General features: G+C 71.2%; 14 protein-coding genes and 1 pseudogene. 6 read left to right on the plus strand and 9 right to left on the minus strand.

Annotated features, from left to right (window positions below; translation table 11 throughout):
- Positions 1 to 58: 58 nt before the first annotated feature.
- The 4 genes from zwf to tkt are packed head-to-tail and all read right to left on the minus strand — an operon-like array spanning position 59 to position 6,352.
- Positions 59 to 1,594 (minus strand): glucose-6-phosphate dehydrogenase, encoded by a 1,536-nt coding sequence (gene zwf, locus PT931_RS07870; protein ID WP_456245015.1) that lies wholly within the window; start codon positions 1,592 to 1,594, stop codon positions 59 to 61.
- Positions 1,591 to 3,144, minus strand: coding sequence for a glucose-6-phosphate isomerase (locus PT931_RS07875; RefSeq protein ID WP_456245016.1), 1,554 nt, complete (start codon positions 3,142 to 3,144; stop codon positions 1,591 to 1,593). The genes zwf and PT931_RS07875 overlap by 4 nt, the downstream gene beginning before the upstream one ends.
- Positions 3,141 to 4,232 carry a transaldolase gene (gene tal, locus PT931_RS07880; protein WP_456245017.1) on the minus strand — a complete coding sequence of 364 codons (1,092 nt, stop codon included), beginning with the start codon at positions 4,230 to 4,232 and terminating at the stop codon, positions 3,141 to 3,143. Before tal ends, PT931_RS07875 begins: the two co-directional genes overlap by 4 nt.
- An 11-nt stretch (positions 4,233 to 4,243) precedes the next feature.
- Complete coding sequence (tkt, locus tag PT931_RS07885; protein ID WP_456245018.1) at positions 4,244 to 6,352, minus strand: transketolase; 2,109 nt, start codon at positions 6,350 to 6,352, stop codon at positions 4,244 to 4,246.
- Positions 6,353 to 6,498: 146 nt separating this feature from the next.
- Between tkt and PT931_RS07890 the strand changes: the two genes are divergently transcribed.
- From PT931_RS07890 to PT931_RS07905, 4 genes are all read left to right on the plus strand, one after another.
- On the plus strand, positions 6,499 to 7,464 hold the full coding sequence (locus PT931_RS07890; protein ID WP_456245019.1) for a heme o synthase: 966 nt from the start codon (positions 6,499 to 6,501) through the stop codon (positions 7,462 to 7,464).
- Between the two features lie 111 nt (positions 7,465 to 7,575).
- Complete coding sequence (locus tag PT931_RS07895) at positions 7,576 to 7,914, plus strand: hypothetical protein (protein ID WP_197007748.1); 339 nt, start codon at positions 7,576 to 7,578, stop codon at positions 7,912 to 7,914.
- Positions 7,915 to 8,069: 155 nt separating this feature from the next.
- The gene (locus tag PT931_RS07900) at positions 8,070 to 8,900 is read left to right on the plus strand and encodes an ATP-grasp domain-containing protein (protein ID WP_456245020.1); all 831 of its coding nucleotides are present in this window, start codon (positions 8,070 to 8,072) and stop codon (positions 8,898 to 8,900) included.
- Between the two features lie 61 nt (positions 8,901 to 8,961).
- Complete coding sequence (locus PT931_RS07905) at positions 8,962 to 9,711, plus strand: alpha/beta hydrolase (RefSeq protein WP_456245021.1); 750 nt, start codon at positions 8,962 to 8,964, stop codon at positions 9,709 to 9,711.
- 101 nt (positions 9,712 to 9,812) lie between these two features.
- On the opposite strand, the gene PT931_RS07910 is transcribed toward PT931_RS07905, so the two are convergent.
- From PT931_RS07910 to PT931_RS07930, 5 genes are all read right to left on the minus strand, one after another.
- Positions 9,813 to 10,676 (minus strand): ABC transporter permease, encoded by an 864-nt coding sequence (locus PT931_RS07910; protein ID WP_456245022.1) that lies wholly within the window; start codon positions 10,674 to 10,676, stop codon positions 9,813 to 9,815.
- Positions 10,666 to 11,400 carry an ABC transporter ATP-binding protein gene (locus tag PT931_RS07915; protein ID WP_456245023.1) on the minus strand — a complete coding sequence of 245 codons (735 nt, stop codon included), beginning with the start codon at positions 11,398 to 11,400 and terminating at the stop codon, positions 10,666 to 10,668. Before PT931_RS07915 ends, PT931_RS07910 begins: the two co-directional genes overlap by 11 nt.
- Entirely contained in the window at positions 11,397 to 12,431 is a 1,035-nt protein-coding gene (locus PT931_RS07920) for an ABC transporter substrate-binding protein (protein ID WP_456245024.1), read from the minus strand. The genes PT931_RS07915 and PT931_RS07920 overlap by 4 nt, the downstream gene beginning before the upstream one ends.
- Before the next feature lie 81 nt (positions 12,432 to 12,512).
- On the minus strand, positions 12,513 to 13,370 hold the full coding sequence (locus PT931_RS07925) for a COX15/CtaA family protein (protein WP_456245025.1): 858 nt from the start codon (positions 13,368 to 13,370) through the stop codon (positions 12,513 to 12,515).
- 62 nt (positions 13,371 to 13,432) lie between these two features.
- Positions 13,433 to 13,975 (minus strand): hypothetical protein, encoded by a 543-nt coding sequence (locus tag PT931_RS07930; RefSeq protein ID WP_456245026.1) that lies wholly within the window; start codon positions 13,973 to 13,975, stop codon positions 13,433 to 13,435.
- Positions 13,976 to 14,110: 135 nt separating this feature from the next.
- On the opposite strand from PT931_RS07930, the gene PT931_RS07935 reads away from it, so the two are divergent.
- The gene (locus tag PT931_RS07935) at positions 14,111 to 14,842 is read left to right on the plus strand and encodes a helix-turn-helix transcriptional regulator (protein WP_456245027.1); all 732 of its coding nucleotides are present in this window, start codon (positions 14,111 to 14,113) and stop codon (positions 14,840 to 14,842) included.
- Positions 14,839 to 15,310 (plus strand): annotated as a pseudogene (locus tag PT931_RS07940) (Fe-S cluster assembly protein SufB); the annotation flags it as partial. The gene PT931_RS07935 and the pseudogene PT931_RS07940, both read left to right, overlap by 4 nt.

Below are 15,310 nucleotides of genomic sequence, written 5' to 3' on the forward strand. Positions count from 1 at the left end.
GTGCCCGCCCCGGCGGCCAGCATCACGTGCGTCTCTGCGGCCACTCCCGCGGCCGGCGTCATGCCCGCCTCCACTGCCGGCCGGTGCGGGCCAGCATCTCGTCGGCGGCGCGCGGACCCCACTCGCCGGCCCGGTACGGGTGCGGCTTCGTGCCCGCCCAGAACTCCTCCAGCGGATCGATCACCCGCCAGGACGCCTCCACCTCGGCCGCGTCCGGGAAGAGCGTCTTGTCGCCGATCAGCACGTCGAGGACCAGGCGCTCGTACGCCTCGGGGCTGGACTCGGTGAACGCCTCGCCGTACTGGAAGTCCATCGCGATGTCCCGCAGCTCCATGGCCGTCCCCGGCACCTTGGAACCGAACTTGAGCATCAGCCCCTCGTCGGGCTGCACCCGGATCACCAGCTGGTTGTTGCCGAGCATCTCCACGTCCGCCGCGTCGAACGGCAGGTGCGGGGCCTTCTTGAACAGCACCGCGATCTCGGTGACCCGGCGCGGCATCCGCTTGCCCGTGCGCAGGTGGAACGGCACGCCCGCCCAGCGCCGGTTCTTGATGTTGAGCTGCACCGCCGCGTACGTCTCCGTGGTGGAGTCCGCCGGGACGTTCTCCTCCTGGTGGTACCCCTCGGCGCGCTGGCCTGCCACCCAACCCTGCACGTACTGGCCCCGGATCGCGTAGGAGTCCAGGTCCTCGGGCAGGGTGATGGCGCGCAGCACCTTGAGCTTCTCGGTGCGGATCTCCTCCGAGTCGAAACTCGTCGGCTCCTCCATCGCGGTCAGCGCCAGGAGCTGGAGCAGGTGGTTCTGGAGCACGTCGCGGGCGGCGCCGGCCGTGTCGTAGAACCCGGCCCGGGAGCCGATCCCGACGTCCTCGGCCATGGTGATCTGCACCGAGTCGACGTAGTGCGAGTTCCACACCGGCTCGAACAGGGAGTTGGCGAACCGCAGCGCCAGGATGTTCTGGACCGTCTCCTTGCCGAGGTAGTGGTCGATCCGGAACACGTCGTGCCCGGTGAACACGTCGTCGACGAGGTCGTTGAGCGCCTTGGCGGACTCCAGGTCGTTGCCGAACGGCTTCTCCACCACGACCCGGCGCCAGCCGCCCGACACCTTGTTGTCCGCCATCCCGGTGCGTTCGAGCTGCTTGAGCACCATGGGGAACGCCGGCGGCGGGATCGACAGGTAGAAGGCCGCGTTGCCGGGGATGCCGTGCGTGGCGCGCAGCTCGTCCAGCGTGGCCGACAGGTGGTCGAACGCCTCGTCGTCGTCGAAGGAGCCGCCGACGAACTTGATGTTGCCGACCAGCCGGGACCACACCTCGTCCCGCCACGGGGTCCGGGCGTGCTGCTGGGCGGCCTTGCGGGCCAGTTCCTCGAAGTCGCCGTCGCCCCAGTCGCGGCGGGCGAAGCCGAGCACGACGAATCCCGGGGGCAGCAGGCCGCGGTTGGCCAGGTCGTACACGGCGGGGATGAGTTTCTTGCGGGACAGGTCGCCGGTCACGCCGAAGATCACCAGAACGCAGGGTTCCGGGATCCTCGGCAGCCGCCGGTCCTGCGGGTCGCGGAGCGGGTTGGTCCCCGCCTGCTCGTCGGTCACCGCAGCGCCGCCAGCAGCTGGGCCAGGCCGGCCGCGCGGTCGGTCAGGTGCACGTGCAGGACCGGGCGGTGCCGCTGGGCGAGCGCCTCGCGGTCCCCGGCGGCCTGCGCGGCCTGGAGCGCCCCGAAGGTGTACTCCTTGCCGCCGACCGGCAGGTCCTCGGCCACCACGCCCGTGAGCTGCAAGAACACACCCTTTTCAGGACCGCCCTTGTGGTACTGGCCCGTGGAGTGCAGGAACCTCGGCCCCCACCCGAAGGTGACCGGCCGCCCGGTGCGCTCGGCGATCAGGGCGCGCAGCTTCTCGGCGTCGGCGTCGGCGTGCCGGTCGAGGTAGGCGAGCACGGCGACGTAGTTGTCCGGGCCGACGCCCGCGAGGAAGGCGTCCAGGTCCCCGTACACCTCGAGGGCTCCGTCGACGGACGACGGCTTCTCGCTCGGCAGGCCCGAGGCCAACAAACGGTTCGTGTTGTCCTTGCTCTCCTGCACGTTCGGCTGGTCGAACGGGTTGATCCCGAGCAACCGGCCCGCGAGCGCGGTGGCGAACTCCCAGGCGAGGAAGTGCGCGCCCAGCCCGCCCGACACGCTCAGCTCGGGGGCCTCGAGGCCGCCGCTCAGGAACGCGTCGCTGTTCATCGCGCCGCCGACCGTGCAGCGCAGCACGTCCGGGCCGCCCGCGACCGGCGCGGACGGGCCCTCCAGCACCACCGGCAGGATGCCGACGCCGGCCTTGCCCGTGGACTCCGCGATCAGCTGCTCGATCCAGTCGCCGAGCCCGACGATGCCGCTGCCGTCGTCGGCGATGGCCAGCTTGTCCCGGCCGGCGAGCGCCGAGGCGCCCAGGATCGCGCCCAGGGCCGTCGCCGGGCCCTTCGGGTCGGCCAGCGTCGCGTGCAGCGCCGAGGCCTCCGCCAGCAGCTCGGAGACGTCCACCCCGGCCAGCGCCGAGGGCACCAGGCCGAAGGCGGTCAGCGCCGAGTACCGGCCGCCGACGGTCGGGTCCGCGAGGAAGACCTCCCGGGCCACGCCCGTCACGGCCGCCTCGAGGGGCGAGCCCGGGTCGGTGACGACGATCAGCTGGCGCGCGGGGTCCAGGCCCGCGTCCAGGTACGCCCGGCGGTGGCTGTCGGTCTCCACCGTGCCGCCGGACTTGCTCGACACCACCAGCACCGTGCGGTCCAACCGGTCGGACACGGCCGCACGGACCTGGCCCGCGTCGGTGGTGTCCAGGACGGTCAGCTCGACGCCCAGGGTCCGGCAGATGACCTCCGGGGCGAGCGAGGAGCCGCCCATCCCGGCGAGCACCACGTGGTCGAGACCCTCGGACAGCAGCTCGGCCCGCAGCTTCGCGAGCCGCGCGACCAGGTCCCGGGACGTGTCGAGGACCTTCAGCCAGCCGAGGCGGACAGCCGCCTCGGGCTCGGCCTCCGGGCCCCACAGGGTGGCGTCGCCGGCGGCGAGCAGCGCCGGCACATCCTCGGCGGCGAGCGTGGCCCGCACGCCCTCCGCGTCGACGGAACTGCGGACGGTCAGCCCGCCGCCGGCGATCAACGCGCGGCCTTGAGCTGGGTCTCGACGTTGGTGAGGAGTTCGTTCCAGCTGGTCTCGAACTTCACCACCCCGTCGCGTTCGAGATGGTCGACCACGTCGTCGTAGTCCACACCCGCGGCGGCCACGTCGGCCATCACCCGCCGGGCGTCGTCGTAGTGGGCGGTGATCGTGTCCGGCTGCGTCACGCCGTGGTCGGCGAACGCCTCCATGGTCCCCTGGGGCATGGTGTTGACCGTACCGGGGGCGATCAGGTCGGCCACGTACATCACGTCCGAGTACGCCGGGTTCTTCACGCCCGTCGACGCCCACAGGGGCCGCTGCGGACGGGCCCCCGCGTCGGCGAGCGCCTGCCACCGGGCGGAGGAGAAGACCTGCTCGTAGGCCTCGTACGCCAGCCGCGCGTTCGCGACCGCCGCCTTGCCCGCCAGCGGGTGGCCCTCACCGAGCCGCTTGTCGATCTCGGTGTCCACCCGGGACACGAAGAACGACGCGACACTCGCGATCCTGGCGACGTCGTGCCCGTTGGCCCGGGCCTGCTCCAGGCCGGCCAGGAACGCGTCCATCACGCCCTTGTACCGGTCCAGGCTGAAGATCAGCGTCACGTTCACCGAGATGCCCTCGGCGAGCGTGGCCGTGATCGCCGGCAGCCCCGCGAGGGTCGCCGGGATCTTGATGAACAGGTTCTCCCGGTCCACCAGCCACCACAGGCCCTTGGCCTCGGCGACCGTCTCGGCCGTCTTGTCGGCCAGCCGCGGGTCGACCTCGATCGACACCCGGCCGTCGAGCCCGTGGCTGGTGTCGAACGCCGGCCGCATCACGTCGCACGCCCAGCGCACGTCGTAGGTGGTCAGCATGCGGGTGGCCTCCTCGACGGAGAGCCCCCGGGTGGCCAGGTCCTTCACCTGCTCCGCGTACGCGGAGCCCTCGGAGAGCGCCTTGGCGAAGATGGTCGGGTTGCTGGTGACGCCGCTGACGTGGTCCTCACGGCGCAGCTTGTCCAGGCTGCCGGACGCGAGCCGCTCCCGGGAGAGGTCGTCCAGCCACACGGCGACGCCGGCCGCGGTCAGTTCGGCGAGTCTGTCGGTCATGGTCTCCTCCTTCAGTTTCCGGTCGTGGAACCCTGGACGAGACCGGCGCGCGACAGGGAAGCCCGCGCCTTGGCCACGACGTTGTCCACGGTGAAGCCGAACTGCTCGAACAGGATCTGGTAGGGCGCGCTGGCCCCGAAGTGCTCGATGCTCACGGACTCGCCCGCGTCGCCGACGAGGTGCCGCCACGGCATGGCGATACCCGCCTCGACGCTGACCCGGGCCTTGACCCCGGGCGGCAGCACGTGGTTGCGGTACTCCACCGGCTGGGCGTCGAACCACTCCTGGCACGGCATGGACACGACGCGGACGTTGAGCCCCTCCTCGACCAGCTTGGCGCGCGCGCCGACGGCGAGCTGCACCTCCGAGCCGGTCGCCATCAGGATCACGTCGGGCAGGCCGTCGGAGTCCTCCAGCACGTAGCCGCCCTTGTCGGCGTCGGCCGCGGCCGTCGGGTCCAGGGTCGGCACGTTCTGCCGGGTCAGCGCCAGCGCGGTCGGCCGGTCGGTGTGCTCCAGGGCCTTGCGCCACGCGACCGCGGTCTCGTTGGCGTCGGCCGGGCGGACCACGTCGAGGCCCGGGATGGCCCGCAGCGCGGCCAGGTGCTCGACCGGCTGGTGGGTCGGGCCGTCCTCGCCGAGGCCGATCGAGTCGTGGGTCCACACGTAGACCGTGGGCAGCTTCATCAGCGCGGCGAGCCGGACGGCCGGGCGCATGTAGTCGCTGAACACGAGGAACGTGCCGCCGTACGGCCGGGTGCCGCCGTGCAGCGCGATGCCGTTGAGGATCGAGCCCATCGCGTGCTCGCGGATGCCGAAGTGCAGCGTGCGGCCGTACTCGTTGCCGGGGTAGTCCTTCGTCGCGAACTCGGCCGGCACGAACGACAGCTCGCCGTCCATCGTCGTGTTGTTGCTGCCGGCCAGGTCGGCCGAGCCGCCCCACAGCTCGGGCAGCGTGTCGGCGAGGGCGTTGAGCACCTTGCCGGACGCGACCCGGGTGGCCATGCCCTTCGGGTCGGCCGGGAACGTCGGGAGCTTCTCCGTCCAGCCGGCGGGCAGCTCCTTGGCCGCGAGCCGCTCGAACAGCGCGTGCCGCTCCGGGTTCGCCGCGGCCCAGGCGTCGAACGTCTTCTGCCACTCGGCCCGGTCTGCCTTCGCCCGGACGTCGACCTCCCGGGCGTGGGCCAGGACGTCGTCGGCGACGACGAACGACTTCGTCGGGTCGAACCCGAGCAGCGTCTTGGTCGCCGCGGCCTCCTCGGCGCCGAGGGCCGAGCCGTGCGCCGCGTAGGTGTTCTGCTTCTTCGGGGCGGGCCAGCCGATGATCGTCCGCAGCGCGATGAAGGAGGGCTTGTCGGTGGTCGAGCGCGCGGCCTGGAGGGCGGCGAACAGGGCGTCGACGTCCTCCTGGTAGTCGCCGGTCTTCAGCCAGTCGACCCGCTGCACGTGCCAGCCGTACGCCTCGTAGCGCTTGCAGACATCCTCGGAGAACGCGATGTGGGTGTCGCCCTCGATCGAGATCTCGTTGTCGTCCCAGACCACGCACAGGTTGCCGAGCTTCTGGTGGCCGGCGAGGGAGCTGGCCTCGGAGGTGACGCCCTCCTCCAGGTCGCCGTCGGAGGCGAACACCCAGATGTCGTGGTCGAACGGGCTCGCGCCGGGCGCGGCGTCCGGGTCGAACAGCCCGCGCTCGCGCCGGGCGGCCATGGCCATCCCGACCGCGTTGGCCAGACCCTGGCCGAGCGGGCCCGTGGTCGTCTCGACGCCCGCGGTGTGCCCGTGCTCCGGGTGGCCCGGGGTGAGCGAGCCCCACTGGCGCAGGTGCTCCAGGTCGTCGAGCGTCAGGCCGTAACCGGACAGGTAGAGCTGAATGTACAGCGTCAGCGACGAGTGACCGCAGGACAGGACGAACCGGTCCCGGCCCGCCCACGCCGGATCGGCCGGGTCGTGCCGCAGCACCCTGTTGAACAGCAGGAACGCCGCAGGGGCCAGGCTCATCGCTGTGCCCGGATGCCCGTTGCCCGCCCGCTCCACCGCGTCAATTGCCAGCACCCGCGCCGTGTCGACCGCACGACGATCGAGGTCGGACCAGTCCAGAGTCACGATTCTGTAGCCCCTCATATCCGAGAACGTCTCCGTTGACCCTACCTATCCGGGTCGGGGGTCGAGCGCTGAACCACCCGCGTACCCCGCGCTGCCGCTGCCCAGGTCACGGGCATACCCTGTTCTACGTTTTGTAGACAGACTCGGAGGGTGGCCATTCACCGGTGAGTACCGTCGCCGACAGCCCCGGGGAGGCCGTGGCCCGCCTGCCGCTCGCGGCGGCCGAGACCCCCGACGTCCAGGACAGCGCCGCGCGGGTAGGTCTCTTCCGGGCGTACGTCTCCCTGACCAAACCCCGCATCGTCGAGCTGCTGCTCGTCACCACCGTGCCGGCGATGCTGCTGGCCGAGCGTGGCGTGCCGTCCCTGTGGCTGATCCTGGCCACGGTGGTCGGCGGCACGCTCGCCGCGGCCAGCGCCAACGTCCTGAACTGCTGGTACGACCGCGACATCGACCCGCTGATGCGCCGGACCCGGTCCCGGCCGCTGGTCACCGGGCGGATCACGCCGCGCGGGGCCCTCACGTTCGGCCTCACGCTGGGCACGGTGGCCGTCGCGCTGATGGCGGTCACGACGAACCTGCTGGCCACGGCCCTGACGTTCGCCGCGATCATCTACTACGCGGTGATCTACACGATGTGGCTCAAGCGCACGACCCCGCACAACACCGTGCTCGGCGGGGCGTGCGGCGCGGCGCCGGTGCTGATCGGCTGGGCCGCCGTGACCGGCACCCTGTCGCTGAGCGCGTGGCTGCTGTTCGCGGTGATGTTCTTCTGGCAGCCGCCGCACTTCTGGGCGCTGGCGATGAAGTTCAAGGACGACTACGCGGCGGCGAGCATCCCGATGCTCCCCGTGGTCGCCTCGGCGCGGCGGGTCGCGCTGGAGAGCGTGGTCTACACCGTGCTCACCGTGGTCGCCTCGCTCGCGCTCTGGCCGGTGGCGAACCTCAGTTGGGTGTACGGGGTCCCGGCGGTCGTCGCGGGCGCCATCTTCACCCGGGAGGCCGTCCGGTTCTACCTCCAGACCCGCGCCGGCGGGGAGCTGAAGACGATGCGCCTCTTCCACTGGTCGCTCACCTACGTGACGGTCCTCTTCGTCGCCGTCGCGGTTGACGCATTGTTGACAGGCTGATCAGTCCGTTTCGGATATGTCTAGATTTAGCAGCCTCGATAAGAGTAAGCATCGTCACACTCTTGGTCCGATGTTAAGCGGGGGTAAGCAGAAGGTGCCTACTGTGGTGGCATGGCTGACGCATCGACTGCCCCCGCAACGGAGCCGGACAGTACCGGCTCGCTCGAGATCCCGAGCGGACTCGTGGCGGACATCGAAGAGTTCAAGGAAGCCCATGACGGCGCCAGCGCCGTGATCGAGTACGTGGGACGTAAGGGCGCCCGCATCGTGCTCGTCGGCGAAGACGGCTCCTGGGGCGACCAGTTCGCGCCGGCGACGGACGTGGCCCGCGAGGCCTGCTCCCAGGCCGGGGTCTCGATCCTCTCCTCGTGGGAGCGCGAGATCAGCGACCGGATGCGCGGCGGCTCGAAGCTGCTGCGGGCCATGAAGCGCAGCGTCTTCGCCCGTTAGCTCCGCCAGACCACAGACTTTCCGAACAGACCGCACGACCGCGCCGCCGGGGTGACCACCCCGGCGGCTGACTTTTGCCCGCTCTCCGGGCGGCTAGGTCCCGCGTGACCCGGCGGCCCCGGTCCACGGCGCCGCAGGTGTGGTGTGATGGCGCCATGAAGGTCATCGCCCTCGCCACCTGCGCCGCCATGCCGGACCTCGACGAGGAGGAGCTGCTCGTCCTCGGGCCGCTCGCCGAGCTCGGCGTCCGCGCCGTACCCGCCGTCTGGGACGACCCGGCGGTCGACTGGTCGGCCTTCGACCTCACCGTCCTGCGCACCACCTGGGACTACGCGCTCCGCCGCGAGGAGTTCCTCGCCTGGACCCGCGCCGTCCCGCGGCTGCTCAACCCGGCGGCCACGGTCGAGGCGAACACCGACAAGCGGTACCTGGCCGCCCTGGACGTCCCCATCGTCCCGACCGTGTTCCTGGCCCCGGGCGAGGCCTTCACGGCCCCCGACGGCGAGTACGTCCTCAAGCCCACCGTGAGCGCCGGCAGCCTCGACACCGGCCGCTACGGCCCCGCCGACGACGCCCTCGCCGCCGCGCACGTCGCCCGCCTGCACGCCGCCGGCCGCACGGCGATGCTCCAGCCGTACCTGACCGCCGTGGACGACGCGGGGGAGACCGCGCTGCTCTACTTCAACGGGGAGTACAGCCACGCGATCCGCAAGGGGCCCATGCTCACCGGCCCGGACACCGGTCCCGAGGGCCTGTTCAAGGGCGAGAACATCACTCCACGGGTACCGTCGGGCGCCGAGCGGGCCCTCGGCGACGCCCTGGTGGCCACCCTGGACGCCCCGCTGTACGCCAGGGTGGACCTGATCCCCGGCCCCGACGGTTCGCCGCTCCTCGTCGAACTGGAGCTGGCGGAGCCGTCGCTGTTCCTCGGGCACGACCCGGGCGCCCCGGCCCGCTTCGCCCGCGCCGTCGCCGCCCGCCTCTGAGGGCTCCGGTCACAGACCGTGACATATTGACAGGGGTCAGCGGTCCGTCTACACAAGACCGATGAGACGCACCTTGATCACGCTCGCCCTGCTCGGCCTCCTCGCCGGCTGCACCGGCACCCCGAAGCCGGGGGCCACGCCGACCCAGTCGCCCAAGGCCGGCCGGGACGCGGCGCTGCCCGGCTTCGCGTTCGCCGGCTGCGTGAAGTCCGAGGAGGGCCGGGAGCTGGGCGTTCCCGGTCTGACCGGCGCGATCATGGGCAAGGGGGACCGGGCCGTGGTGTTCTCCAACACCGCCGACGGCAACGGCTGCGACTGGGTCGAGTACGCCCGCGAGCTCGTCACCCAGGGCTACCAGGTGGCCGTCTGGACGTACGGCGCCGCCGGCGGGCAGCCCGAGCGCAGCGCCGAACTGAAGTCGGTCGTGGAGAAGGTCCGGGCCGGCGGCGCGAAGAAGGTCGCCCTGGTCGGCGGCTCCCGGGGCGGCTGCCTGTCGGTGATCGGCGCGGCGGAGATCCAGCCCCCGGTGGCCGGGGTCGGGGTCCTGAGCTGCGCGAAGGTCTACAACCGCGACCAGCCGACCGACCTCGCCCCGTGGACGGCCAGACTGACCGCCCCGACGCTGTACGTGCTCGGGGACCAGGACCCGTACCTGAAGGCCGCCGAGGCGGAGGCGGACCTCGCGGCGGCCCCGGCCACGGACAAGAAGCTGCTGGTCCTGCCGGGCAACGGCGCGCACGGCGACGGGCTGCTCAACGTCCCCGAGGCCCGCAAGCCGCTGACCGACTTCCTGAACCGCGTGACGGCCTAGCCGCCGCGTGCCACCCGGGGGCGACGGAACCCCGGGAACCCGGGCCGGACGGCGAACCGCCCGGAGACCGTTGGTCTCCGGGCGGCGGGTCGCGCGGGCGGCTACGCGTCCGTGATCCCCCATCGTCGGCGGATCGCCCGGTCGGCGACCCCGAAGATCGAGTCGACCCCCAGGCCGATCACCAGGATCACGATCATCGTCGCGATCAGGCCGGGCGCGTCGTTGAACTCGCGGGCGAAGTTCAGGTTCGCGCCCAGGGACGGCTGGCCGGCGATGACGACCAGCAGCTCGCCGGCCATCAGGCTCCGCCAGGAGAACGCCCAGCCCTGCTTGAGGCCGGCGACGATCGACGGCAGCGAGGCGGGGGCGATGACCCGGTAGTACAGCTGGATGCCCCGGGCGCCGATGTTGCGGCCCGCCTTGAGCAGCAGCGGGGGTACGTAGTCCACGCCCGCGATCACGCCGTTGGCGATCGAGGGCGCCGCCCCGATGACCACCACGAACATGATCGCGCTCTCCGTGAGCTTGAAGAGCAGGATGGCGAGCGGGAACCAGGCGATCGACGGCATGGTCTGCAACGCCGTGATCATCGAGCCCACGGCGGCGCGCAGCAGCTTGACCCGCGCGACGGCGAACCCGATGGCGAAGCCCACCCCGACGGACAGCAGGAACCCGAGCAGCCCCCGGCGCATGGTCGTGAGGACCGAGTGCCAGAAGTGCCAGGTGCCCACGTCCTTCCACAGCTGGGTGAAGCTGTCGACGGGCGAGGCGAGCGCGTAGGGCGGCCGGAACTCCGTCCAGATCGCGATCTGCCAGATCAGCAGGACGATCCCGAGGGCGAGCAGCTTCGGCCACACGCTGGCCCAGAGGGACCGGGGCCGGCGCCTGCGGGGCTGCGGGGGGGCGTACCCCGCGTCGACGGTCTTGATCTCGGTAGCGGTGTCTGTCGCCGTGTCACCCGACATGCTGGGCCACCTCCTCGCGAAGCCGGTCGGTGACCTCGGCGGCCAGCGCCGAGACCTCGGGGGAGTCGATCCGGCGGGGCCGGTCGATGTCCACCGGGCCCTGCCACTTGAGCCGGCCGGGCCGGCTGGACAACAGGACGATCCTGTCGCCCAGCCGGGCGGCCTCGCGGACGTTGTGCGTGACGAACAACACGGTCAGCTGGCGCTCCTGGGTGATCCGCTCCAGCTCGTCGTGCAGCAGGTCGCGGGTCATGGCGTCCAGGGCGCCGAACGGCTCGTCCATCAGCAGCACGGGGGAGTCCAGCGCCAGGGTGCGGGCCAGGGCGACCCGCTGGCGCATGCCGCCGGACAGCTCGTGCGGGCGCTTGCGGGCGAAGTCGGACAGGTTCACCGACGCCAACAGCTGTTCGACCCGGTCGAGCCGCTCCTGCTTGGGCACCTTGCGCAGCTTCAACGGCAGCCCGACGTTGCCCGCGACGGTCAGCCACGGGAACAACGCCGGCTCCTGGAACATGAGCGCCGGGTTGGGGCCGGCCTCGATGGTCCCCGAGGTGGGGGTGTCGAGACCGGCGACCAGGGACAGCAGGGTGCTCTTCCCGCAGCCGGACGCGCCGACGATGCAGACGAACTCACCGGCGGACACGTCCAGGGACAGCCGGTCCAGGGCGGTCACGGCCTCGGGACCGTGACCGAAGGTCCGACTGACCTCCCGGATGCTGATCACGACTTCACCGATGGCTTTCCGTTCGCCTTGAGGACCTCGTTGAGCAGGCTCAGGTCGTACAACCCCTTGAGGTCGGTCTTCTCCAGCAGGCCGACGGCCGTGGCGTGCTCGGCCCCGGCGACCAGGGACGTCGCGACCGGGTCGTTGGTGAACTCCAGCGTCTTCCACGCCGCGGCGATCTGCTTGAGGTCCAGGGGCTTGCCGGTGAGCTTGCCGATCCCCTCGGAGACGGCCTTCTGGGCCTCCTCCGGCTTGGTGTTGACGAACTCGTTGGCCGCGACCTGGCCGGCGAGCAGGTTCTTCACGACGTCGCGGTGCTTGGCGAGGAACTCGGTGCGCACGATCAGGTTGGTGATCACGAAGCGCTTGTCCGGCCACAGGTCCCGCTCGTCGACGAGGACCTTGCCGCCGGCCGCGACCAGGCGGCTGGCGAACGGCTCGGGCACCCACGCGCCGTCGATGGCGTTGTTGTTGAACGCGTCGACCGTGACGCTGTTCTCCTGCGGGACGATGTTGACGTCGCCGCCGCCCTCCTTGGTGGTGTTGAGCCCCTTGCCCTTGAGCCAGTACCGCAGCGCCACGTCCTGGGTGTTGCCCAGCTGCGGGGTGGCGATCTTCTTGCCCTTGAGCTGCGACGCGTCGGTGATGGACGGCTTCACCACGAAGGCCACCCCACCGGAGGCCGAGCCGGAGATGACCCGGATCGCGGCGCCCTTGGACTTGGAGAACGCGTTCACGGTCGGGTTCGGGCCGATGTACACGGCGTCGACCGCGTCGGAGAACAGCGCCTCGACGGCCGCCGGGCCGGCGTTGAAGGTACTCGTCTTGAGCTCGACGTTCGCCCCGAGCTTCTCGGCGAAGATCCCCTTCTCGACGCCCACGATCGCGGAGGCGTGCGTGAGGTTCGGGAAGTACCCGAGGCGGAGCGTCGTCTTCTCGCCGGCCTTCGGGGCCTCGTCGGACGAGCAGCCCGTGAGCAGTGTTGTCGTGAGGATCCCGAGCACTGCCGCCGCGCCGAGCAAACGTCTCATGACGCTTCCCTTCCATATATTGCCTACTTGGTTAGTAGGGATAATGGGTGACGGGAATGGCGGCGTCAACTCGTCTTTTGGTTAACCCTTGGTACGCAGTTCGTGCCACACGGCGAGCGTCGCGATCCAGACAGCGCAGGCCCCGGCCATGTGCGCGCCGACCAGAATGACCGGTAGCTGGGTGAAATACTGTACGAACCCGATAATTCCCTGGGCCAGTTCGACCACGAAAAGAATGCCGACCGCGCGACTGGGTGCCTTTGTCGCTTTCAGTGCCAGCCACAGCGCGAGGGTCAGGCCGAGCAGCAGGAACACGGCGTCGGTGTGCAGCTGCGCCATGGCCTCGGGGTCGAAGCCGGTCCGGGCCGCCTTGGCGTCCCCGGCGTGCGGGCCGCTGCCCGTCACCACGGTGCCCAGGACCAGCACGGCGGCGCTCGTGACGCACAGCGCCCAGACCAGGCCCCGCAGCGGCCCGGGCACGATCCACTCCGCGACCCGGTCGGGGTGCCGGGTCCGGTACCACAGGGCGAACGCGGGCACGATCGCCACGATCGACAGCAGGAAGTGGCTCGCCACCACCCACGGGTTGAGCGTCGTGTGCACGGTGAGCCCGCCGAGCAGCCCCTGGGCGCCGACCCCGGCGACGACCAGCGTGGCCGGCACGGTCAGCGCGCGGCGCCTGTGCAGCAGGGCGAGGACCAGGGCCGCGATGGCGAGCGGTCCGACGACGCCGATCAGGGTCCGGTTGCCGAACTCGATCAGCCCGTGCACCCCCAGTTCCCTCGTCGGGGTGTACGACCCGTCCGTGCACTGCGGCCAGGTGTCGCAGCCCAGCCCCGACCCGGTGAGCCGTACGGCCCCGCCGGTCACGACGATCAGGGCGTTGGCGATGAGCGAGGCGAGCGCGACCCGCGTGAGTAGTACTGGGCTCCGGAACACCGACACAGCGTAGAAGTTCCGCCCGGCGACCCCGAGAGTGGGGCCGCCGGGCACCCGAACCGCTACCCCCGTGGCAGTGGTGCGGGCTGGCCGGACTCGAGCAGCCGGAGCAGTCTGTGGGCCTGGACGGCGCAGTACAGCAGGCCGGCCTCCATGCCGAGGAAGAGGAACGGCGCGATGTACGGCCAGCCGCTCGGCGAGCCGGAGGTCACGTGCTCCCCGGAGTCGCGCACCATGACGAAGATCAGCCAGCCGGTGCCGCCCAGCAGCCCGAGCAGGTAGAACACGACGTCGCCGACCACGAAGGCGCTCAGTAGCCGGGCCGGCCGGGTCCAGCCGGGCGCGCCCTGGCGCACCCGGCGGCTGGCGAACAGCAGCACCCCGGTGAGGACCAGCCCGAGCACCGCCTGGATCCCGAACTGGACCAGGTGCAGTGCGCCGTTGTTGAACGGCGCGACGATCCCGATGCTGGCCACCCCGAACAGGGGCGAACTGAAGCTGAGCGACCCGCAGGACTCGACCACCCGGAAGGTGACCCCGAGCAGCGCGGTCAGCCGGAGCGCGTCGGCGGCGGTGACCTCGAGCGGGGTGACGGGGAGCTGCATGCCGGTCCTCCGGTAGGGTTGAACGCGTTCAACTCGGCCCGACCGTACCAGATTAATTTGAACGTGTTCAAGGGTGTCCGGCGTCACTGGCCGCCGGGTTTGCCCTCGACCCGGGAAATAAGTAACACTGGTGTTGTGAAAAAGACGGCGGCGGAGCTCAGCGCCCCGCCCGCCCCTGCCGGGGGTGTGGTGGGCGTGGACGTCCGCACCCGTGACCGGGTCGCACAGCTCCTTCTCGAGCACGGGGCCGCCACGGCCGCCGAGCTCGGCGAGACCCTGGGCCTGAGCCCGGCCGCGATCCGCCGGCACCTCGACGCCATGCACGCCGACGGCCTGATCGAGTGCCGGGACCGGCCCAGTCGCGTCCAGCGCGGCCGGGGCCGCCCCGCCAAGGCCTTCGAGCTCACCGACGCCGGCCGTGCCGCCGGTGGGCCGCACACCTACGACGACCTGGCCCGCGACGCGCTGCGCTGGATCGCCCAGCACGGCGGCACCGAGGCCGTCAACGCCTTCCTCGCCGAGCAGGTCTCGGGTCTGGAGACCCGGGCGCGCGCGGCGATGGCCCACGCGGGTGACGCGCCTCTCGCCCGGGCCGAGGCCCTCGCGGGGGCGCTGTCGGCCGAGGGATACGCTGCCGGCGCGACCGCGATCGCCTCCGGCGGGCAGCTGTGCCAGCACCACTGCCCGGTGGCGCACGTCGCCGCCGAGTTCCCGCAGCTCTGCGAAGCCGAGACCCAGGTGATCAGCCGGCTCGTCGGGACGCACGTCCAACGACTGGCCACCATCGCAAACGGCGACGGGGTGTGCACGACGTACATCCCGGACCCGCGTAGATCCACCACCGAGAGCGTGAGGACATACTCATGACCGCAGAGACCGTCGTCGTCAGTCAAGAGGAGCACCTCGCTGCCCTCGGACGATATGAGTACGGCTGGGCCGACAAGGACACCGCCGGCGCCAACTCGCGCCGTGGTCTCAACGAGGACGTGGTCCGCAACATCTCGGAGCTCAAGAGCGAGCCCCAGTGGATGCTCGACCTGCGCCTGAAGGGCCTGCGCCTGTTCGACCGCAAGCCCATGCCGGCGTGGGGCGCCGACCTCAGCGGCATCGACTTCGACAACATCAAGTACTTCGTCCGGTCCACGGAGCGGCAGGCCGCCAGCTGGGAGGACCTGCCCGAGGACATCAAGAACACCTACGACCGGCTGGGCATCCCGGAGGCCGAGAAGCAGCGCCTCGTCGCCGGTGTCGCCGCGCAGTACGAGTCGGAGGTCGTCTACCACTCGATCCGCGAGGACCTCGAGAAGCAGGGCGTGCTCGGCGAGCAGCGCGTGC

The sequence above is a fragment of the Longispora urticae genome, assembly GCF_053902585.1.